The sequence below is a fragment of the Roseomonas sp. CAU 1739 genome (genome assembly GCF_039839775.1).
Lineage (GTDB): Bacteria > Pseudomonadota > Alphaproteobacteria > Acetobacterales > Acetobacteraceae > Neoroseomonas.
The window spans coordinates 367,420-385,855 of record NZ_JBDOQQ010000002.1 but is presented as its reverse complement, the minus strand read 5'-3'; the positions used below and the strand labels follow the sequence as shown (position 1 = coordinate 385,855).

The 18,436-nt window shown below is 70.6% G+C and carries 22 protein-coding genes; 9 read left to right on the top strand and 13 right to left on the bottom strand.

Translation table 11 applies throughout. The features are described 5' to 3' along the window. The first annotated feature begins 123 nt into the window (after positions 1–123). Positions 124–246 carry a hypothetical protein gene (locus tag AAFN86_RS05440; RefSeq protein WP_347542211.1) on the top strand — a complete coding sequence of 41 codons (123 nt, stop codon included), beginning with the start codon at positions 124–126 and terminating at the stop codon, positions 244–246. Between the two features lie 17 nt (positions 247–263). Here AAFN86_RS05440 and AAFN86_RS05435 read toward each other — a convergent pair whose 3' ends face one another. Together AAFN86_RS05435 and AAFN86_RS05430 are read right to left on the bottom strand one after the other, a co-directional pair. Next, positions 264–770, bottom strand: coding sequence for a hypothetical protein (locus AAFN86_RS05435; protein WP_347542210.1), 507 nt, complete (start codon positions 768–770; stop codon positions 264–266). Further along, complete coding sequence (locus AAFN86_RS05430; RefSeq protein ID WP_347542209.1) at positions 770–2,605, bottom strand: PBP1A family penicillin-binding protein; 1,836 nt, start codon at positions 2,603–2,605, stop codon at positions 770–772. Before AAFN86_RS05430 ends, AAFN86_RS05435 begins: the two co-directional genes overlap by 1 nt. A gap of 346 nt (positions 2,606–2,951) precedes the next feature. Between AAFN86_RS05430 and AAFN86_RS05425 the strand changes: the two genes are divergently transcribed. Genes AAFN86_RS05425 through AAFN86_RS05415 form a run of 3 tightly spaced genes read left to right on the top strand, consistent with a single transcriptional unit; the run spans position 2,952 to position 4,341 of the window. Then, positions 2,952–3,266, top strand: a complete 315-nt coding sequence (locus AAFN86_RS05425) for a metalloregulator ArsR/SmtB family transcription factor (protein ID WP_347542208.1) — start codon at positions 2,952–2,954, stop codon at positions 3,264–3,266. Beyond that, on the top strand, positions 3,263–3,697 hold the full coding sequence (locus tag AAFN86_RS05420) for an SRPBCC domain-containing protein (protein WP_347542207.1): 435 nt from the start codon (positions 3,263–3,265) through the stop codon (positions 3,695–3,697). The genes AAFN86_RS05425 and AAFN86_RS05420 overlap by 4 nt, the downstream gene beginning before the upstream one ends. Then, positions 3,694–4,341, top strand: coding sequence for a glutathione S-transferase family protein (locus AAFN86_RS05415; protein WP_347542206.1), 648 nt, complete (start codon positions 3,694–3,696; stop codon positions 4,339–4,341). The genes AAFN86_RS05420 and AAFN86_RS05415 overlap by 4 nt, the downstream gene beginning before the upstream one ends. 356 nt (positions 4,342–4,697) lie before the next feature. On the opposite strand, the gene AAFN86_RS05410 is transcribed toward AAFN86_RS05415, so the two are convergent. From AAFN86_RS05410 to modA, 5 genes are read right to left on the bottom strand one after another with little or no spacing between them, the layout of a single operon-like run. Continuing rightward, complete coding sequence (locus tag AAFN86_RS05410) at positions 4,698–5,057, bottom strand: winged helix-turn-helix domain-containing protein (protein WP_347542205.1); 360 nt, start codon at positions 5,055–5,057, stop codon at positions 4,698–4,700. Next, positions 5,054–5,908 carry a ModD protein gene (gene modD / locus AAFN86_RS05405; protein ID WP_347542204.1) on the bottom strand — a complete coding sequence of 285 codons (855 nt, stop codon included), beginning with the start codon at positions 5,906–5,908 and terminating at the stop codon, positions 5,054–5,056. Before modD ends, AAFN86_RS05410 begins: the two co-directional genes overlap by 4 nt. Beyond that, entirely contained in the window at positions 5,889–7,067 is a 1,179-nt protein-coding gene (gene modC, locus AAFN86_RS05400; RefSeq protein WP_347542203.1) for a molybdenum ABC transporter ATP-binding protein, read from the bottom strand. The genes modD and modC overlap by 20 nt, the downstream gene beginning before the upstream one ends. Then, positions 7,067–7,765 carry a molybdate ABC transporter permease subunit gene (modB, locus tag AAFN86_RS05395; protein WP_347542202.1) on the bottom strand — a complete coding sequence of 233 codons (699 nt, stop codon included), beginning with the start codon at positions 7,763–7,765 and terminating at the stop codon, positions 7,067–7,069. Before modB ends, modC begins: the two co-directional genes overlap by 1 nt. Continuing rightward, the gene (gene modA, locus AAFN86_RS05390; RefSeq protein ID WP_347542201.1) at positions 7,762–8,526 is read right to left on the bottom strand and encodes a molybdate ABC transporter substrate-binding protein; all 765 of its coding nucleotides are present in this window, start codon (positions 8,524–8,526) and stop codon (positions 7,762–7,764) included. The genes modB and modA overlap by 4 nt, the downstream gene beginning before the upstream one ends. A 99-nt stretch (positions 8,527–8,625) precedes the next feature. Here modA and tsaA point away from each other — a divergent pair, with 99 nt between their 5' ends. Then, the gene (tsaA, locus tag AAFN86_RS05385) at positions 8,626–9,066 is read left to right on the top strand and encodes a tRNA (N6-threonylcarbamoyladenosine(37)-N6)-methyltransferase TrmO (protein ID WP_347542200.1); all 441 of its coding nucleotides are present in this window, start codon (positions 8,626–8,628) and stop codon (positions 9,064–9,066) included. 100 nt (positions 9,067–9,166) lie between these two features. Beyond that, the gene (msrB, locus tag AAFN86_RS05380; protein ID WP_347542199.1) at positions 9,167–9,577 is read left to right on the top strand and encodes a peptide-methionine (R)-S-oxide reductase MsrB; all 411 of its coding nucleotides are present in this window, start codon (positions 9,167–9,169) and stop codon (positions 9,575–9,577) included. A gap of 62 nt (positions 9,578–9,639) precedes the next feature. Here msrB and AAFN86_RS05375 read toward each other — a convergent pair whose 3' ends face one another. Both AAFN86_RS05375 and AAFN86_RS05370 read right to left on the bottom strand, forming a co-directional pair. After that, positions 9,640–11,238 carry a GMC family oxidoreductase N-terminal domain-containing protein gene (locus AAFN86_RS05375; protein WP_347542198.1) on the bottom strand — a complete coding sequence of 533 codons (1,599 nt, stop codon included), beginning with the start codon at positions 11,236–11,238 and terminating at the stop codon, positions 9,640–9,642. After that, positions 11,231–12,181, bottom strand: coding sequence for a LysR family transcriptional regulator (locus tag AAFN86_RS05370; RefSeq protein ID WP_347542197.1), 951 nt, complete (start codon positions 12,179–12,181; stop codon positions 11,231–11,233). The genes AAFN86_RS05375 and AAFN86_RS05370 overlap by 8 nt, the downstream gene beginning before the upstream one ends. 113 nt (positions 12,182–12,294) lie before the next feature. Here AAFN86_RS05370 and AAFN86_RS05365 point away from each other — a divergent pair, with 113 nt between their 5' ends. The 3 genes from AAFN86_RS05365 to AAFN86_RS05355 all read left to right on the top strand — a co-directional run bounded on the left by AAFN86_RS05365 (position 12,295) and on the right by AAFN86_RS05355 (position 14,796). Beyond that, complete coding sequence (locus AAFN86_RS05365; RefSeq protein WP_347542196.1) at positions 12,295–12,729, top strand: DoxX family protein; 435 nt, start codon at positions 12,295–12,297, stop codon at positions 12,727–12,729. A 71-nt stretch (positions 12,730–12,800) separates the two neighbouring features. Further along, positions 12,801–13,874: an alkene reductase gene (locus AAFN86_RS05360; RefSeq protein WP_347542195.1), complete on the top strand. Its 1,074-nt coding sequence runs from the start codon at positions 12,801–12,803 to the stop codon at positions 13,872–13,874. A 115-nt stretch (positions 13,875–13,989) separates the two neighbouring features. Next, positions 13,990–14,796, top strand: coding sequence for an EcsC family protein (locus tag AAFN86_RS05355; RefSeq protein WP_347542194.1), 807 nt, complete (start codon positions 13,990–13,992; stop codon positions 14,794–14,796). A 128-nt stretch (positions 14,797–14,924) separates the two neighbouring features. Here the strand turns inward: AAFN86_RS05355 and AAFN86_RS05350 are convergent, their stop codons facing one another. The 4 genes from AAFN86_RS05350 to AAFN86_RS05335 all read right to left on the bottom strand — a co-directional run bounded on the left by AAFN86_RS05350 (position 14,925) and on the right by AAFN86_RS05335 (position 18,351). After that, positions 14,925–15,131, bottom strand: a complete 207-nt coding sequence (locus AAFN86_RS05350) for a DUF4170 domain-containing protein (RefSeq protein WP_347542193.1) — start codon at positions 15,129–15,131, stop codon at positions 14,925–14,927. A 255-nt stretch (positions 15,132–15,386) separates the two neighbouring features. Further along, positions 15,387–16,352 (bottom strand): tripartite tricarboxylate transporter substrate binding protein, encoded by a 966-nt coding sequence (locus AAFN86_RS05345; protein ID WP_347542192.1) that lies wholly within the window; start codon positions 16,350–16,352, stop codon positions 15,387–15,389. 32 nt (positions 16,353–16,384) lie between these two features. Further along, a complete protein-coding gene (locus AAFN86_RS05340) occupies positions 16,385–17,197 on the bottom strand; it encodes a sugar phosphate isomerase/epimerase family protein (protein ID WP_347542191.1) in 813 nt (270 codons plus the stop codon). Next, positions 17,194–18,351: a dihydrodipicolinate synthase family protein gene (locus tag AAFN86_RS05335; protein WP_347542190.1), complete on the bottom strand. Its 1,158-nt coding sequence runs from the start codon at positions 18,349–18,351 to the stop codon at positions 17,194–17,196. Before AAFN86_RS05335 ends, AAFN86_RS05340 begins: the two co-directional genes overlap by 4 nt. Positions 18,352–18,436: the final 85 nt, after the last annotated feature.

The following is an 18,436-nucleotide window of genomic DNA, read 5'->3' as shown; positions in this document are numbered from 1 at the left end:
GTGTCCTTGTCTTGATCCTGGCTGACAATGCTACACGGGAAGTGGTTGCCGGCGCAGCGTTTCACCGCCCCCGGCATGGAATGGCGCGAGCAGGCGTGGCGCTGGCGCCACGCTGAGACGCCGATGATCGGACATGATGCCCTGCCGGCCGCCCCCGATACCGCGGCGCTGGCGCGCATCCGGGGCGGCACGGCCTATGCACTGCTGGGCATCCGCAGTTGCGCGGCCGATGGCCGGCCGACCTGACGGCGGGCGGCACCACATCACGGCACCGCCGGCACGAAGACCGCCGGCAGCGTCGGCCCCGTCGGCACCGGGGTGGCGGTCAGCAGCGCCCCGCCCCGCGCGGCATCGAGCGTGAGGCGAAGGCCGCTGTCGGGCGCGGCGAGCGCGCCGGCGTCCTGCGCCAGTCGCAGAATGGCAGCCTGGAGCTGCCCCACCGGCAGGGGCGGCAACCCCGCCATCGCTTCCACCTCGACGGCCAGGCCGGTGCCGAAGGCGAGCCTGGCCAGCGGGCGCATCGTCTCGAGCACCGTGGCGGGCGGCGTGCCCTGCGGCGGCGGCGCGCCGAGCGCGAGATAGGCATGCAGCAGCGCCTGCAACCGCCCCGCCGCGTCGCGCAGGCGTTCCGCGCGGGCGATGTCGCGCGCCGTGGCGTCCCGGCTTCGCAGCATCAGTTCCGCCGTGCCGGACAGGGCGGCAAGCAGGTTGTTCGCCTCATGCCGCACGGGGCGGGCCAAGGCGACAAGGCGGTCGCGCGGGTCTTCCATCAGCCTGAACGACCGCGCGCGGCTTCCAGGATGTCGCGGAACAGCCGGGCCGGCAGGCCACCGCCGGCCACCCCTTCCATCGGCGTCGCATCGTCATTGCCCAGCCAGATACCCATCACCAGCCCCCCGGCGATGCCGATGAACCAGGCATCGCGATTATCCTGCGTCGTGCCGGTCTTGCCGGCCACCGCCAGCCCCGGCAGGGCGGCGGCGCGACCGGTGCCGCGCGCGACCGTCGCGGCCAGCATACGCCGCATCGCCTCCGCCGCCTCCACCGTGATGACCGGTGATGCGGCCAGCGGCAGCCAGGCGATCGGCCGGCCTTCGGCGCGCGCCTCCGCCACGCCAAAGGCGGCGACGCGCCGCCCGCCATTGGCGAAGGGCGCGTAGGCCGTGACGAGGTCGAGCAGCGTCACCTCCGCGGTGCCGAGCGCGATCGAGGCATCACGTGGGAATGGCCCCGGCAGCCCGAGCCGCTGCGCCACCGCCGCCACCGACCGGGCACCGCCGCCGCGCTGCATCACCCGCACGGCCGCCGTGTTGACCGAATGGGCGAGCGCATCCTCGATGGTGATCTCCCCGCGCATGCGCCAATGGCCATTGCCCGGCGACCAGCCGCCGAGGTTGATCGGCGCGTCGGAGACCATGTCCTCCGGCCGCGCGCCGGCCTCGATGGCCGCCAGGTAGACGAAGGGCTTGAAGGCCGAGCCTGGCTGGCGCCGCGCCTGGGTGGCGCGGTTGAACGGGCTGGTGCGGTAGTCGCGGCCGCCGGCCATGGCGCGCACCGCGCCGGTCGCCGCGTCGATCGCCACCACGGCGCCCTGGGAGACGCCGGCGGCGCGACCCTGGGCGGTCAGGATTGCCTCCAGCCGCGCTTCCACCGCCGCCTGCAGGCGCGAATCGAGCGTGGTGCGCAGCAGCAGGTCGGATGTCGCGGGCGCGCGGTCGCCGATGCCGTCGCGCACCCAGTCGGCGAACCAGCCCGCGTCGCGCGACGGCGCGAGTGGAAAGGCGATGCGCTCGGCCTCGGTCATCGCGGCGGCGGCGGGAATGGCGCCGGTCTCGACCATCGCACCCAGCACCTCCACCGCGCGATGCACCGCGGCAGACGGGTTGACGCGCGGATTGTAGCGCGACGGCGCCTTCGGCAGCCCGGCGAGGACCGCAGCCTGGCCCGCTGTCAGCCGCCGCGCCGGCACGCCGAAATACAGCCGCGCCGCCGCATCCACGCCATAGGTCCCGGCGCCGAGATAAACGCGATTCAGGTAGATCGTCAGCAGCTCATCCTTGGTGAAGCGGGCTTCCAGCCACAGCGCGAGCAGCGCTTCCTGCACCTTGCGCCGCAGGCTGCGCTCCGGCGTCAGGAACAGGTTCTTCGCCAATTGCTGCGTCAGGGTCGAACCGCCCTGCACCACGCGCCCGGCGGTCATGTTGACCACCACCGCGCGCACCAGCCCGACCAGGTCGAGACCCATATGCTCGCGGAAGCGACGGTCCTCGATGGCGATGAAGGCGGCGGGCACATGGGCCGGCAGGTCGCGCAGCCGCACCGTCTCCCCATAGAGGTCGCCGCTGGTGGACAGCAGCGCGCCATCGGCAGCGACCATGGTGACCGACGGGCGTCGCGTGGCGCCCAACGCATCCTCCGGCCGCGGCAGGTCCCAGGCGAAGAACAGCAGGGCGACGAAGCCGGCGACCAGGCCCCAGACGGCGAGGAACAGTGCCCAATGGAACAGGCGCGGCGCCAGGCGGCGTCGCGGTCGTGCGGGGGGTGCGGGTCGGGCAGGGGCGGCGATGGGGGCTCGCCGCACCCGCGGCGCGACGGCACGGGGCATCGCGGAAGGCTATAGCATGGGCGGCAGCGGGCGTCTCACCTGCGACGGGGGTGGAAGGTCGGAGGGGTTTCACCCCTCCAAACCACCCCGCCAAAGACGAGCGGGCCTTTGGCAACCAATACCTGGCACAGCGCGGCAGCGCCCAGGCTGTGCGAAGAGCCCCGCGGTCAGTCAGCGTGCCGGACGGTCCCGTGTCTGCTCAACCACAAGCAGTCTTTGGCCGGCTTCGCGCTCACAGAAAACACCAGGATGCGGCATGGCATTCATGGCGGAGGCATTCGCCGATTGACTTCGGTTGCGTAGGCAATAAATACTTCGCCATATGGCGAAGTATCAGATATCAGCCATGGACCGCACGTTCTGGGCGCTGGCCGATCCCACCCGGCGGGGCGTCCTGCTGCGTCTGATGAAGGAACCGGGGCTTTCGGTGAGCGACCTCGCCGGGTCCTTTTCGCTGAAGCTCCCCGGCATGACCAAGCATCTGGACGTCCTGTCCGATGCCTGCCTGATCACCCGCACCAAGACCGGCCGCACCGTGGCGGTGAACCTCTCCGCGGCGCCGATGCGGGAGGCGATGGCGTGGCTCAACCAGTATGAGCGCTTTTGGACGGTCAGCCTCGATCGCCTTGCCGCGCTCGTCGAAAAGGATGGTGCGCAATGACCCTCCCGAGCGTGACCATCATGCGCCGAATCAAGGCTCCGCCTGCCAAGGTCTGGGCGGCTATCACGCAGCCGGCGCTGATGATGCAGTGGTGGGGTCCCGATGCGGGGCCGACCCTCAGCGTGGTGGCGGAGGTGCGTCCGGGCGGCCGGTTCAGCGTCGTGTTCCGGCTGCTCGACGGCAGCGAGCACAACCCGACCGGCATCTATCAGGAGGTCGTTCCCGAGAAGACGCTCGTCTTCACCTGGGACCTGCCCGGAGCGTCGGAACCGACGTCGCTGGTGACCTTCCGGCTCGAGCCATTCGACGGCGGGACCGAACTGACCCTCACGCATGAACACCTGCCCGACGAGGCGGCCCGCAATAGTCACGAGCACGGCTGGAGCGGCCTCCTCGACAAGCTTCCTGCGTTCCTGGGAGACCACGAATGAGCGAGATTGTCCTCACGACCTACGACTGGGTGCCCGAAATGCCGCGCGGCCTTGTGCGCGACCTGCGGGTGCGTTGGGCTCTGGAAGAGGCCGGGTTGGCCTATCGGGTCGAGAGCACGCCGTTTCGCGAGCGAGGGGCCGAGCATTTCGCCGCGCAGCCCTTCGGCCAGGTTCCGTGGCTGACCGACGGGGACCTCACCATTTTCGAGAGCGGCGCGATCCTGCTGCACCTCGCCGCGAAGAGCCTGGCGCTCATGCCCGCCGATCCGCGCAGCCGGACCGAGGTGATGGAGTGGGTCATCGCCGCGCTCAACTCGGTCGACCTGCCGTGCCAGCCATGGGCGCTTTTCCGCTTCATGGGCTATCCTAGCGGATCGCCCGAAGCCAAGTTCGTGGAGAGTTTCCTGAAGGCCAGGCTCGAGCGGATGGAAGCAGTGCTGGCCGGCCGTGAATGGCTGGCGGCCGGGCGGTTCACCGTGGCCGACCTCCTGATGGCGGACGTGTTGCGACAGGTGAACCGGTTCGACGGGCTCGCAAATTACCCTGCGTGCCACGCCTACGTCGCGCGCGTGACGGCCCGGCCGGCCTTCATGAAGGCCTACGACGACCAGATGACCCACTTTGCTGCGGCAGATGCCGCTTGATGCATGCGCCTCCGAATTCGGCGTTGTTCGCTGCGCCGCTGAAGGGCGAGATCGGTTCCCGATGGCGCCGCGCCGCGAAGGGCGACCGGGGAACGATGACAATGACATCAAACTGAGGTGGAGCCTCGCTTCGCCTCAGTCGGGATTGGCTGACGATGCGGTCAGCAGCTCGCATTTTGGCGCAGCGTGCCCCGATCCGCCCTCCGGCCCAAAGCGACCGTCAATCCTACGACGAACCCATCCGCTCGGAACCAAATGAGGGTTTCCAAAGGCCTTAAGCCTTTGGTGGGGAGAGGTTCGGAGAGGGGCAAAGCCCCTCTCCGGCCCCTTCGTTCCGCCGAACCATCCTGGCGCCATCACCCCTTCGTTCGCCGCGCCAACGCCAGCAGCCGCGGTTCCGCCGCCCGCTGCGCCGCGCGTTCGATGGCCCGGTAATCCGCCACCAGGTTGCGGCCTTCATCTGTCAGCGTCGCGCCGCCGCCGCGGTACCCGCCAGTGCTGGCTTCGACCACCGGGATGCCGACCAGAGTGTTCAGCGCATCCACCAGGTCCCAGGCGCGACGGTAGCTCATGCCCAGGGCGCGTCCGGCGGCGGAGATCGACCCCTCGCGGTCGATCGCTTCGAGCAACCGGATCTTGCCGGGGCCGATCCGTCCGCTCGGCAGGTCGATGCGCAGGCTGAGTTCGGCCTTCTCCGGTGTTGCCGGTGGCTTCATGGCGTGGCGGGCGCCAGGGTGACGGAGATGTCGGCCGGAGGCGCGGCATAGGGGGCGGAGGTCACCAGCAGCCCGGCGCCGGCGGTGGCGTAGGCGGCGGCGTTCGCCTCGGTCACGCCGCCGGCGGCGACGACCAGCGGGCGCTGCGGCAGGCTGGCCATGGCGCGCACCGCCTCGGCCACCTGTTCGGGGGAGAGCTTGTCGAGCTGCACGGCATCCACCCCGGCGGCGGCGAACCACATCGCCTCGTCCACGGTCTCGGCCTCGACGGCGATCTTGCGTTCCGGCTGGGCGGCGCGCAGCGCGGCGACCCACAGATGCGGCGGCGTGCGGCCGAGGAAGGCGCGATGCTGGGCGAAGACCAGCACGCTGTCCGACAGGCCGAGCCGGTGGGGGATGCAGCCACCGACCATGATCGCCTTCAGCATCACATCCTTCGCGCCGGGCAGGTGCTTGCGCGTGCAGGCCACGGCGATGCCGGGCCGGCCCTGCCGTGCCGCGCACAATATGCGCCTCGCGCGGGTGGCGATGCCGGACGTCACCTCCATCAGCGTCTGCGCCACCTTCAGGCCGCGATGCAGGGCACCAGCGTCGCCTTCGGCGATCAGCAGGTCGCCGCCCGCCTCCACCTGCGAACCCGAGGACGCCATGCGTCGCGCGGCGGTGCAGCCGGACAGCAGCATCAGGCGCTCGGCTTCCTCGACGCAGCATGCGGTGATGGTGCTGCGGGTGCGGAACACTGCCTCGCCAGGGCGTTCGGCAATGCCGAGGCCCCGGGTGGTAAGGTCGCCATAGGGCACGTCCTCGCGCAGCATGGCGAGCAGGCGATCGTCAGGAAGCAGGTAGGGCATCGTGGCCGTCCGATTCTGCGGGCGCCCCATTCTGCGACACGGCGCCGCCGGCTGGCGATGCGACATCCGATGCCACAGCCATGCGGTGATCGAATGTGACGGCCTTGACCAGCGCCCACAGCGTCATCCCCGGATGCAGCGCCAGCCGCCGCACGCTGTCGCGGGTGATGCGGGCAAGCAACTCGCTCGGACCGATGGCCAGGCGCAGGAAAACCTCCTGGCCTTCGCCGGCCGGCTGGATGTCGGTCAGCGTGGCGCGAAGGATGTTCTGGGTGGAGATGCCGCGCGGTTCCTCGATCGCCACGGCGATGTCGCGTGCCCGGACACGCACCCTCAGCCGCGCGCCGGGTGCGCCGGGATGCAGGGTGGTGACCAGCGCACCGCCGGCAAAGTCCAGCCGCGTCAGCCCGTCCAGCGGTGCGGTGCCGACAACGCAGTCCAGCAGCACGCCGGCATCGCGCCGCGCGGCAAGCGGCAGGTCGGTGCGCGCCGCCAGCGCGGTGGCCGGGCCATCGGCCAGCACGCGGCCATTCTCCAGCAGCACCAAGTGGTCGGCCAGTGCATCCACCTCCTCCAGCGCGTGGGTGACGTACAGGATCGGCAGCCGCGCCACGTCGCGCAGGCGAGCGAGGAAGGGGAGCACCTCGGCCCGGCGCGCGGCGTCCAGCGCAGCGAGCGGTTCGTCCATCAGCAGTAGCCGCGGCCGCGCGAGCAGGGCGCGACCGAGGGCAACGCGCTGGCGTTCGCCGCCCGACAACCCGGCCGGGCGACGCGTGAGGAGATGGCCGATGCCAAGCAGCGCCACGACGTCATCGAAACCCGGACCCTGGGCGTCGCGCGGGGCGCGCCTCAAGCCATAGCGGAGATTGGTCTCGACGCTGAGATGCGGGAACAGCCGCGCATCCTGGAACACCACGGCGCAGCGCCGGCGCTCGGGCGGCAGCGCGATGCCGCGCGCGGTGTCGAGCAGCACGTCGCCGCCGACCGCGATGCGCCCGTGCTGCGGGCGCAGCAGGCCGGCGACCGCGGCAAGCACGCTGGTCTTGCCGCAGCCCGACGGGCCGAACAGCGCCGTAACGCCGCTCTCCGGTGCGTGGAACGCGACATCGAGCGTGAAATCGCCCGGCGTGAAGCGATGACGGATCGCGACCTGCGGCATCAGGCGCGGCCCAGCAGGCGATGCATCCGCCGCGCGACGAATTCCGCCAGCAGCAATCCGCCGACCGCCAATGCGAAGGAGATTCCGGCGAGCCGCGCGGCCACGGCATCGCCGCCCGCCGTCTGCGTCGCGGCATAGATGGCGAGCGGCAGGGTCTGCGTCTCCCCGGGGATGTTGGAGGCGAAGGTGATCACCGCGCCGAATTCGCCGAGGCCGGCGGCGAAGGCGGTGACCGCCCCGGCCAGGATGCCCGGCGACATCAGCGGCAGCGTGACGGTGACGAAGCGGTCGAACGGCCCCGCGCCGAGCGTGCGCGCCGCCGCCTCCAGCCCCTGGTCGACGTTGTCCAGGCCAAGGCGCACCGCGCGTACGATCAGCGGAAAGGACATCACCGCGGTGGCGAGGGCGGCACCTTCGGTCGTGAACACCAGGCGGATGCCGAACCAGTCATGCAGCGGCCCGCCGATCGGCCCGCGGATGCCGAACAGCATCAGCAGCCCCCAGCCCACCACGACCGGCGGCACCACCAACGGCAGGTGCACCAGCGCGTCCAGCAGCATGCGTCCCGGAAAGCGACCGCGCGACAGCAGCCAGGCGATGCCGATCGCCGGCAGCAGCGACACCAGGACCGAGCGGGAGGCGACCTCGAGGCTGAGCCTGACGGCCTGCCATTCCTCGGCGCTGAGGCCGAGCGTCACTGCGGGACGCTGAAGCCGAAGCGCTGCCAGGTCGGCCGGGCCTCGGCGCCGGTCAGGAAGGCGAGGAAGGCGCGTGCCTGGGCATTGCCCGCCGCGCGCCGCGTCAGCGCGAAAGGATAGGTGACGGGAGTATGGCTCGCGACCGGGAAGGTGCCGACCACGCGCACGCCCTGGCTGGCCGCCGCATCGGTGCCATAGACGATGCCGTAGGGGGCTTCCCCGCGTTCGACCAGCAGCAGCGCGGCGCGGACATTGTCGGCGCGGGCGAGGCGCGGCACGATGGCATCCCACTGCCCCATCCAGGTCAGCGCCGCCTGGGCATACCGCCCGACCGGGACATGCGCTGGGTCGCCGGTCGCGATGCGGCCATTCGGGCCAAGCAGTGCGCGCAGGTCGGTGTCCCGCGTCAGGGCGACGGGGCGCGCCGAATCGGCGGGCGCGACCAGCACGAGCGAATTGCCCAGCGGGCTGACGCGGGTGTCGTTGACGATCAGGTTGCGTTCCTGGACGTAGTTCATCCAGTCCTCATCGGCCGACATGAACAGGTCGGCCGGCGCGCCCTGTTCCATCTGGCGGGCGAGCGCGGAGGATGCGGCGAAGGAGAAGCGCGGCGCCGGGTTGCCGCGCGCCGCCCAATCCTGGCCCAGGGCGCGCAGCGCGTCGGTCAGGCTGGCGGCGGCGAAGACCGTCACGGCCTCCTGCGCCCGCGCCGCGGCGGGAGCGAGGAGGAGCGTAGCCGCGAGGATGGTGCGACGAAGCATGGGGACACCCCGGGTGCGTTATATGCGATTGGAAATAGCCGAACTGCCATCCGGCGTCCATCATGGCCCGGGATGAACCGCGCCGAGGAGACCGCCTGCATGGATTGGAACGCCACACGCCCCGGCGAGGTGGAAGGCGACATGCCCGAACGCGCCGATGCCGCCATCACCTTCATCGGTCGCATCCGCACACCCTTCGCGGCGCGGGCGGACTGCCCGCATCGCGGCAGCCTGGATGGCCCGGTCTGCACGATCGAGGTCGATGCCCCCTGGCGCCCGGCCCTGCGCGGCATCGAAGCCGGCGCGCGGCTGGAGGTGCTGTACTGGATGCACCTGGCGCGGCGCGACCTGCTGGTGCAGGCGCCGAAGGGGCGGCCTGCCCCGCTCGGCACCTTCGCGCTGCGCTCGCCGAACCGGCCGAACCCGATCTCGTCCTCCGAGGTCGAGGTCGTCGCGGTCACGGCGGAAGCGGTGATGGTGCGCGGCCTCGACTGCGTGGACGGGACGCCGCTGGTGGACATCAAGGCGCTGCGGCGGTGACTGGCGCCAGGCTATGCGCACCCCAACATAGCGCGACAGGCAGGCGCCCGGGACGGCGCGCCGTGGTACGCTGTGCGCCGCAGGCCGGAAGGAGATCAGGATGAGCACGACGGAGAAGACCTACCCTGTCACGCACAGCGACGCGGAGTGGCGCCGGCTTCTGACGCCGGAACAGTATCGCGTGATGCGCGCCCATGGCACGGAACGGCCGGGGTCCTGCGCACTGCTGCTGGAAAAGCGCGCGGGCGTGTTTTCCTGCGTCGGCTGCGACACGAAGCTGTTCCGCGCCGGCCGCAAGTTCGAGAGCGGCACCGGCTGGCCGAGCTTCGACGACCCCTTGCCCGGCGCCGTCGAGACGACGGTGGACCGCAGCCACGGCATGGTGCGGACCGAGGTGCATTGCGCGACCTGCGGCAGCCATCTGGGCCATGTCTTCGATGACGGGCCGCCGCCGACCGGCCTGCGGTATTGCATCAACGGCGTGGCGATGAATTTCACGCCTGAGGGCTGACACGAGCAGATCGTGCCTGACGACCATCAGTCAGGCACGTGAAGATGCTCGCTCAAACCGCTCTATCCGCGCATGTCCTCGGCGACCAGGTCGGCGGCCTTCTCGGCCACCGACAGGACCGTGGCGTTGATGTTGCAGACCGGAATGTCCGGGAAGACCGAGGCATCCGCCACGCGCAGCCCCTCGATGCCGCGAAAGCGCAGCCGGGCATCGAGGGGCGCGGTCGCGTCACCACCCATCCGCACCGTGCAGGAGGGATGGTAAACTGTCCCGCCGGTCGCCTTGGCGACGGCAAGCAATGCCTCGTCGCTTTCCGCTTCCGGCCCCGGGCGGATTTCGCGGGCGACGATGCCCTGCAAGGGTGCCGCCGCCATCCAGCGGCGCGCCAGGCGCAGGCCGCGCACCACGCAGGCCTCGTCCGCACGTTCGGTCAGGAAGCGCGGGGCGATCGCCGGGGCATCCTCGGCGCGCGGGGATTTCAGCGTGACCGACCCACGGCTGTGCGGCCGACACTGCCAGACGCCGAGGGTGAAGCCCGGCTCGTCCTCCGGCACGCCGATGCGGCCATCCTGCCAGGATAGCGGGCCGCCATTGATCTGGATGTCGGGCGCATCGAGCCCCGATTCGGTGCGGGCGAACAGCGACATCATCCCCGGCGACCACGTCAGCACGCCCTTGCCGGTGGTCAGCCAGCGCAGCACTTCCAGCCCGAGGCGCGGCCAGACGATGCGGCGGTTGGCCGACCAGCGATGGTCGGTCAGCCGGTAGCTGAGCCGGACGATGTAGTGGTCCTGCAGGTTCTGCCCGACGCCTGGCGCATCGAGCACAGGCGCGATGCCGTGTTCCGCCAGATGCGCGGCCGGGCCGATGCCCGACCGCATCAGCAGATGCGGCGACCCGATCGCGCCGGCCGAGAGCACCACGCCGAATCGCGCGCGGATGATGCGGTCCTGCCCGCCACGACGGATCGCCACGCCGGTTGCGCGGCCATCCTCGACCACGATGCGCTGCGCCAGGCTGTTGTCGATCACCGTCAGGTTCGGTCGCGACAGCGCCGGCACGAGATAGGCACGCGCGGCCGAGATGCGCCGCTGCCCGCGCCGCGTCTGCTGGAAGGTGGCGAAGCCCTCGCGCCGCGGGCCGTTCATGTCGGCATTCACCGGCAGGCCGATCGCCTCGGCGGCGGCAGCGAACTGGTCCAGCAGTTCAGGCGTTTCAGCCAGGTGTTCGATCGGCTGCGGGCCTGTCGTGCCGCGCCCCTCGCCGCCGCCGGCGAAGGATTCGTGCCGCATGAAATAGGGCAGCAGGTCGTCCCAGCCCCAGCCCGTGCAGCCCTTCTGCGCCCACAGGTCGTAATCGGACGGATCGCCGCGCACATGGCCGAGCCCGTTGATGGATGACGACCCGCCCCACACCCGCCCGCGCGGATAATCCAGCGCGCGGTTGCCCGTCGCGGCATCAGGTTCCGTGCGGAAGCCCCAGGTCAGCTTCGCGTGGTCCAGGATGCGGGCATAGCCGGCGGGGATATGGATGTAGGGGTGGCGGTCCTTGCCGCCCGCCTCGATGACGGCGACGGTCGCGCCATTGGCCGACAGGCGGTTCGCCAGCACGCAGCCGGCGGACCCGGCGCCGACGATCACATGGTCGAAGGTGTCAGTCATCCTCGCCTTTCGGTGCGCCCCCGGCTTCGACCGCCGGCACGTCCCGCGCCACGGCCAGCATCAGCCGCCGCAGCCAAGCATGGCCGGCATCACTTTCCAGCCGCCGGTGGAAGATCATCGACAGCCTTGTGTGGCGGATCTCGACCGGGGATTCGCGCACCACCAGCCCATGCGCCTCCGCCAGCAGATGCGCGAGCCGCCCGGACAGCGTCATCACCATGTCGGTGCGCGCCAATATGTCCGGCACCGCCGACAGATGCGCCACCACCGCGCCCAGGCGTCGCTTCTTCCCCCGCGTCGCGAGCGCCACGTCCAGCGCCCCGTCGCGCGACCCGTTCGGCGAATGCAGCAGATGCGGGAAGGTGATCAGCCGGTCCTCGGTCATCACGCCGGTCGCCAGCGGATGGCCGCGGCGCATCAGCGTCATGAAGCCTTCGGGCAGCAGCCGGATGCGCGTGTAGATCGCCGGTGGTTCCGGCAGCACGCCGATGGCGAGTTCGGCCTCCCCGCGTTCCAGCAGCGCCTGCCAGTTGGTGCGGTCGGCATGGCGAATCGCCAGCAGGCAGCCCGGTGCGTCCTGACCCATGCGTTCGAGCAGCGGCGGGGCGAGCACCGCCTCCGCGTATTCCGACAGGGCGGTAACGAAGACGCGATCGGAGGTGGCGGGGTCGAAGGGCGCATGGACCGCCAGCGTGTCGCGCAGCCGGTCGAGCACTTCGGCCACCGGCCCGGCCAGCGCCAGCGCCAGTTCGGTCGGTTCCACGCCCCCCGGACGGCGGAGGAACAACTCATCATTCAGCGCCGCGCGCAGGCGCGACAGCGCGTTGGACACCGCCGGCTGCGACAGGTTCAGCCGCTGCGCGGCGCGGGTGACGTGCCGTTCGCGCGCCACCGCATCGAAGACGCGCAGCAGGTTCAGGTCGAGAGTGGAAAGGTCCGCCATTCGTGCTGGTGATGATGACCGTTCCGAAGCCCCGTTGGAAGCCGGGGGCCGGCCGGGGGCATGGTCCGCGTCAACAAAGGCCGCGGGGCCTTTCCCAGACGAGGATGACGACGATGCTCGACACCAAGACGACCACCCCCTACGCCACCTTCCTGCTCCGCGTGAGCATGGGCGCGCTGTTCCTGGCCCATGGCGGGCTGCTCAAGCTCGGCACCTTCGGCATCGCCGGCACGATGGGCTTCTTCGGTTCGCTCGGCTATCCGCCGATCTTCGGCGCCATCGTGATCTTCGCCGAGATCGGCGCGGGCATCGCCCTGGTCACCGGCGTCGGCGTGCGGGTCGTGAGCCTGCTGGCGCTGCCGATCATGATCGGTGCGACGCTGCAGCACACCGGCAATGGCTGGATCTTCAGCGCCCCGCGCGGCGGCTGGGAATTCCCCGCCTTCTGGACCGTGCTGCTGCTGGTGCAGGCGGGCCTCGGCGCCGGCGCCTTCGCCCTGGACGTGAACAAGCTGATTGGCCGCCAGGTGGTCCCGGCCAACGCCTGAACATCAACACATCGCGAAGCGCGGGCGGGGGAGCGATCCCCCGCCCCTTCGCACCTTCAAGGATGACAATCATGACCAAGACTCTGTTCACGCCCATCCGCATCGGCGACGTCACGCTGCAGAACCGCATCGCGATGGCGCCGATGACGCGCAACCGCAGCCCCGGCGCGGTGCCGAACGACCTCAACGCGCTGTATTACGGCCAGCGCGGCACCGCCGGCCTGGTCATCACCGAGGGCGTGACCCCCGATGCCGGCGGGCGCGGCTATATCGACATCCCCGGCCTGTACGATGCCGCGCAGGTTGCCGGCTGGCGGAAGGTGGCGGGCGCCGTGCACGCCAAGGGCGGCAAGGTGTTCGTCCAGCTGATGCATACCGGGCGCATCTCGCATCCCGATTTCCTGGATGGCGGGACGCCGGTGGCACCGTCCGCCGTCGCGGCGAGGGGCGACATCTTCACCAAGACCGGACCGAAGCCAATGCCGGTGCCGCGCGCGCTGGATGCATCGGAGATTCCCGCGGTGATCGCCACCTATGGCCGTGCCGCGACGCTTGCCGTCGAGGCCGGGCTGGATGGCGTCGAGATCCATGGCGCCAACGGCTATCTGCCGAGCCAGTTCCTGTCGACCAACGCCAATCTCCGCACGGATGAATGGGGTGGGTCGGTGGAGAACCGGGTGCGCTTCCTGCTGGGCGCGGTGCGCGCCGCGGCGGAGGCGATCGGGCCGGGCCGCGTCGGTGTGCGCGTGAGCCCGGGCAGCACCTTCAACGACATCGCGGATACCGACCCGGAGGCGACGCTGACCGCCATCGCGAACGCGCTGCGGGGACAGGGGCTGGCCTATCTGCACCTCGTCGGTGGGGCCTATGGCTATGACGCAGCGGGGATCGCACGGCGCATCTTCGACGGGCCGGTGATCCTGAACGGCGGGTATGACGCCGCACGGTCGGAGGCGGATCTCGCCGCCGGGCGGGCCGACCTCATTGCCTTCGGGTCGTCCTTCCTGGCCAATCCGGACCTGCCGGAACGGCTGCGGACGGGCGCGGCGCTGAATGCGCCGGATGCGACGACCTTCTACGGTGGCGATGCGCGCGGCTACACGGATTATCCGACGCTGGCCGAGGTCGACGCCGCCGCGGAGTAACCTCCGGAGATCAATTCGGAAGGGGGGCGGCGCCCCTCTCCCGTCTTGGTGGTGGTCGGCCCCCGTTCCCGGCCCTGCCCTTGTCCCCGCCCTTCGCGGGGTCCACCTGTTCCTGATGAGCCTGGCGACCACCACCCCCGGCATCCTGCCGCCCGAAGCCGAGCGCGACCTTCGTGCGGCGCGTCTGGCGCTCGACAACCCCTCCCTCGCGGCGCGGCTGGCCAACGCCGCCGGCATGCCGATCGAGGCGCTGCGCGCGCGTCTGCCCACCGTCGTGCAGGGTGGCCTGGATGGCGCGGTGCGCACCGCGCTGTCCGCCGCCATGAAGGCGGCGTTGCGGTCAGGCCCGGCGGTCACACCGCTGCCGGTGCCGTCGCATTGGTTCCACCGGGGATTGGCGGCGGCTTCCGGCGCGGTAGGCGGTGCTTTCGGCCTGCCGGGGACGCTCTTCGAGCTGCCGGTGTCCACCGCGATCCTGTTGCGCCAGGTCGCCGCCGTGGCCGCCGAGGAAGGTGAGGACCTGTCGGCCCCTGGCGCCTCGGCCGAATGCCTGAAGGTCTTCGCGCTGGGCGGCACCAGCCCGTCAGATGACGCGGCGGAGAGCGGGTATTTTGCGGTCCGCCTCGCGCTGGCCGAGGCGCTGAAGGGCACGGTCGGCCAGGCGGTGATGCCGCGCTTCGTGGCTGCCGTGGCGGCGCGGTTCAGCGGCACAGTCGGGATGAAACTATCCGCCCAGGCGGCGCCGATCATCGGTGCGGCGGCGGGGGCAGCGGTAAACCTCGCCTTCCTGGCGCATTTCCGCGGCGTCGCGCGCGGGCATTTCACGCTGCGGCGGCTGGAACGAACCTACGGCGCAGCGACGGTGCGCAGCGCCTGGGACGCGCTGGCCGAAGCCCGCGACGCGCCCTTCCTGCCACGCTGACCTGGCGCGGCCATATCAGCCGATCTTTCGGCTGGTTTGGCATTGAGTCTGGTTTGGCGCGCAGATGCGGCGTCAATCCCGCGTATGGCGCCGTTCGCCTTCCCGGTGACCAGGTCCCCTTGGCGGCATCAGCCACCCGGGCGCGGTGTCTCGATCACGAACAGGCGGTGTTGGGCGGTGTCGACGCGGCGGCGCATCTCGTCGCGCCAGATGCGCTCGGCGGTTTCGAGGTCGTGATAGGGGCCGTGGCATTCCTCGCTGCCCGCTTCGAGCTCCCGCCAAGTGGAGTCGGTGAAGATCCCGCCCCAGACGAACCACAGTTTCCGATCGACCATCGTCAGGCTCCCGCGTCAGCGAGGGCCTTTCTGCCCGGGATGATGCGGTGCAGCAAGCCGCGGCAGCATCCTGGCAGGCGGCGTCATGACGCGGTCGCGCATGCCCGGACTTCGGGCCGCGGCGATGCCGCGACCCCCGAGTACACGGCGCGGCCGCGCCTGGACCGCCAGCCCATGGCCCAAAAGCCAACGGCCTGGATGCGCTGCGCCCGCCGCTTGCAGCACACGAACCCAGCGGCGGCGCGCCCATCGCGTTCAGTTCACCGTGATACGCGCCTCACGCACCACACGAGCCCATTTCGCCGATTCCTCGCGCAGGAAGGCGGCGAGTTCTTCCGGTGTGGAGGAGACGCCATCCGCCCCCGCTGCCGCCAAACGTTCACGCACGCTAGGCTGGGCCAACGCTTCGCGGATGGCGGCGTTGACGCGCAGCACGATCGGCGCCGCTGTGCCGCCCGGCGCCATCACCGCCCCCCAGGACGTGGCCTGCGCCTCGGGCAGGCCGATCTCGGCCAGGGTGGGGACGTCCGGCAGCAACGGGGACCGGCGGGCGCCGGTGACGGCCAGCGCGCGCACGCGCCCGCCCTGGATCTGCCCGATCGCCGAGGGGATCTGGTCCAGCATCACCTGCACCGTCCCCGCGACCAGGTCGTTCAAGGCCGGGGCGCTGCCGCGATACGGCACATGGGCGATGTCCACCCGTGCCGCGAGCTTGAACAGTTCCGGCACCGTATGGGTGGAGGACCCCGACCCGGCCGACCCGTAGGACAGCGCACCAGGCCGCGCGCGCACCAAGGTGAGGAATTCCTGCGCCGTCTGCGCCTGGACCTGCGGATTCACGATCAGCACATGGTCGGTGGTGAAGGCCATCGACACGGGCGCGAGGTCGCGCAGCGGATCGAAGCCCAGGCTGGCATACAGATGCGGGTTCACCGTCAGCGTGCCGGTGGTGCCCATCAGCAGGGTCGTGCCGTCCGGCGCGCTGCGGACGACGTTCTCGACGCCAATGTTCCCGCCGGCGCCGGTGCGGTTTTCCACTACCACCGGCTGGCCGAGGCTTTCCTGCAGCCGTTCGGCCAGCACGCGGGCGACGACATCCGTCGCACCCCCGGCGGGGAAGGGCACGACGAAGCGGATCGGGCGCGTCGCGGTCCACGGCGCCTGCGCGACCGCGGGCGTGGCAAGGGTCGCGGCGAGCAGGGCTCGGCGTGTGATGATCATTGTTGGTGTCCCGGACGTTTTTTGGTTGGTCGTCAACAGTGCGCGTGGCTGGCCTTCACCGCCTGCATCACCGCCTCGGGGTCTTCCGCCCACCAGCGGTTCGACAGGATCTCGACCTCGACGCCGCCAGTCCAGCCGGCCGCCTCGGCCATGGCGCGAATGGCGGGGATGTCGATGACGCCTTCGCCCGGCATGCCGCGGTCGAAGACGGTGTCGATCGTCGGCACCTTCCAGTCGCAGACATGGAACCCGGCGATGCGACCCTTGGCGCGGACCATCTGCCGCGCGAGATCGGGGTCCCACCACACATGATAGACGTCGAGCGCGATGCCGGTGCCCGCACCGAGTTCCTCGCACAGGTCGAGTGCCTGGCCGAGGGTGGAGAGCACCGAGCGATCGGCGCAGGTCATCGGGTGCAGCGGTTCGAGCGCGAGCGTCACGCCGGCGGCGCGCGCATCGGGCAGGATTGCGTGCAGGCCCTCACGCATCATCTCGCGTGCGCCGGGCAGGTCCTTCGAGTCCTCCGGCAGGCCACCGCCGAGGACCACCAGGCAATCGGCGCCGATGGCGTGGGCCTCGGCGATGGCGCGGCGATTGTCCTCGATGGCGGCGGCGCGGCCGGCGGCGTCAGCGGCGGGGAACATGCCGCCGCGGCACAGGCCGGTCACCTTCAGGCCGGCGTCGCGGATCTGCTTCGCCGCCGCTTGCAGGCCGGCGGCCTGGAGCACGTCCCGCCAGGGAGAAATGGCGGTGATGCCGTGCCGCGCACAACCCTCGATGACCTGCGGCAGGGTCAGGGTCTTGACCGTGATGGTGTTGAGGCTGATGGGCCCGGCGGTAGTCATGCGACACCGTGCACAGCGAGAAGGGACCTCATGCGCGTCACCGCCATCTCCGGATCCCGCAACAGGCCAGCCTTGTCGGCCAGGCGGAACAATTCCGAGAAATGCTGGATCGACCGCGTCGATTGCTGCCCGCTCACCATGACGAAATGGTCCTGGTGCCCGTTCAGCCAGGCCATGAATACCACGCCGGTTTTGTAGAAGCGCGTCGGCGCCTTGAAGATGTGGCGGCTGAGCGGGACCGTCGGTGCCAGGATGTCGTGGAAGGTGGACAGGTCGTTGCGCGACAGCGCGGCAAGCGCCCCACCTACCGCCGGCGCGATCGGGTCGAAGATGCCGAGCAGCGCATCCGAATGGCCGTGCTCGTCGCCGGCGATCAGTTCCGCGTAGTTGAAGTCGTCGCCGGTGTACATGCGCACGCCGCGCGGCAGGCGGCGACGCATCGAGATCTCCTTCTGGTCATCCAGCAGCGAGACCTTCACGCCATCCACCTTGTCCGCATGGGCGGTGATGACGGCGAGTGCGGTGTCCATCGCCGCCATGTGGTCGTGATTGCCCCAGTAACCTTCCAGCGCCGGGTCGAACATCTCGCCAAGCCAGTGGATGATCACCGGCTGCTTCACCTGGGACAGGATGCGGGCATAGACGCGCTCGTAATCCGCCGGCGACTTCGCGGCCTTGGCCAGCGCGCGGGACGCCATGAGGATGATGCGGCCGCCCATCGCCTCGACGGCTTCGCATTGCTCTTCGTAGGCGCGGATGACGTCGTCGATGGTGACGTCCGGACCGGGGGTGAGATGGTCGGTGCCCGCACCCGATGCCATCACCGCGCCGGGATGGTCCTTCATCGCGTCGAGCGAGCGGCGGATGAGTTCCTGCGCGCCGGCCCAATCGAGCCCCATGCCGCGCTGCGCCGTGTCCATCGCCTCCGCCACGCCGAGGCCGAGCGACCAGAGATGCTTGCGGAAGGCGATGGTGCGGTCCCAGTCGATCTTCACGTCGAGCCAGGGGTCCTGTTCGGCCAGCACGTCCGGAACGACATGCGCGGCGGCCAGCGCGATGCGTGGGAAGGGCGGCGTCGCGCGCGGGAAGTCGCGCGGCGCGCTGGTGCTGAAGGCTTCGATGGCGCTGCCGTTCGGCAGGTTGATCGTGGGCATTCTTGTGTCCTTTCCGCGCGTCGCCAGGCCGGCGCCAAGTGCCAGAAAAAAGGGATGGGGGTGCGGGGGAAGGTTCTCCTTCCTC

Excerpts from the sequence above, each read along its gene's own strand:
- AAFN86_RS05440 (WP_347542211.1), top strand. The coding sequence starts at position 124 with ATGATCGGACATGATGCCCTGCCGGCCGCCCCCGATACCGCGGCGCTG.
- AAFN86_RS05435 (WP_347542210.1), bottom strand. The coding sequence starts at position 770 with ATGGAAGACCCGCGCGACCGCCTTGTCGCCTTGGCCCGCCCCGTGCGG.
- AAFN86_RS05430 (WP_347542209.1), bottom strand. The coding sequence starts at position 2,605 with ATGCCCCGTGCCGTCGCGCCGCGGGTGCGGCGAGCCCCCATCGCCGCC.
- AAFN86_RS05425 (WP_347542208.1), top strand. The coding sequence starts at position 2,952 with ATGGACCGCACGTTCTGGGCGCTGGCCGATCCCACCCGGCGGGGCGTC.
- AAFN86_RS05420 (WP_347542207.1), top strand. The coding sequence starts at position 3,263 with ATGACCCTCCCGAGCGTGACCATCATGCGCCGAATCAAGGCTCCGCCT.
- AAFN86_RS05415 (WP_347542206.1), top strand. The coding sequence starts at position 3,694 with ATGAGCGAGATTGTCCTCACGACCTACGACTGGGTGCCCGAAATGCCG.
- AAFN86_RS05410 (WP_347542205.1), bottom strand. The coding sequence starts at position 5,057 with ATGAAGCCACCGGCAACACCGGAGAAGGCCGAACTCAGCCTGCGCATC.
- modD (WP_347542204.1), bottom strand. The coding sequence starts at position 5,908 with ATGCCCTACCTGCTTCCTGACGATCGCCTGCTCGCCATGCTGCGCGAG.
- modC (WP_347542203.1), bottom strand. The coding sequence starts at position 7,067 with ATGCCGCAGGTCGCGATCCGTCATCGCTTCACGCCGGGCGATTTCACG.
- modA (WP_347542201.1), bottom strand. The coding sequence starts at position 8,526 with ATGCTTCGTCGCACCATCCTCGCGGCTACGCTCCTCCTCGCTCCCGCC.
- tsaA (WP_347542200.1), top strand. The coding sequence starts at position 8,626 with ATGGATTGGAACGCCACACGCCCCGGCGAGGTGGAAGGCGACATGCCC.
- msrB (WP_347542199.1), top strand. The coding sequence starts at position 9,167 with ATGAGCACGACGGAGAAGACCTACCCTGTCACGCACAGCGACGCGGAG.
- AAFN86_RS05375 (WP_347542198.1), bottom strand. The coding sequence starts at position 11,238 with ATGACTGACACCTTCGACCATGTGATCGTCGGCGCCGGGTCCGCCGGC.
- AAFN86_RS05370 (WP_347542197.1), bottom strand. The coding sequence starts at position 12,181 with ATGGCGGACCTTTCCACTCTCGACCTGAACCTGCTGCGCGTCTTCGAT.
- AAFN86_RS05365 (WP_347542196.1), top strand. The coding sequence starts at position 12,295 with ATGCTCGACACCAAGACGACCACCCCCTACGCCACCTTCCTGCTCCGC.
- AAFN86_RS05360 (WP_347542195.1), top strand. The coding sequence starts at position 12,801 with ATGACCAAGACTCTGTTCACGCCCATCCGCATCGGCGACGTCACGCTG.
- AAFN86_RS05355 (WP_347542194.1), top strand. The coding sequence starts at position 13,990 with ATGAGCCTGGCGACCACCACCCCCGGCATCCTGCCGCCCGAAGCCGAG.
- AAFN86_RS05350 (WP_347542193.1), bottom strand. The coding sequence starts at position 15,131 with ATGGTCGATCGGAAACTGTGGTTCGTCTGGGGCGGGATCTTCACCGAC.
- AAFN86_RS05345 (WP_347542192.1), bottom strand. The coding sequence starts at position 16,352 with ATGATCATCACACGCCGAGCCCTGCTCGCCGCGACCCTTGCCACGCCC.
- AAFN86_RS05340 (WP_347542191.1), bottom strand. The coding sequence starts at position 17,197 with ATGACTACCGCCGGGCCCATCAGCCTCAACACCATCACGGTCAAGACC.
- AAFN86_RS05335 (WP_347542190.1), bottom strand. The coding sequence starts at position 18,351 with ATGCCCACGATCAACCTGCCGAACGGCAGCGCCATCGAAGCCTTCAGC.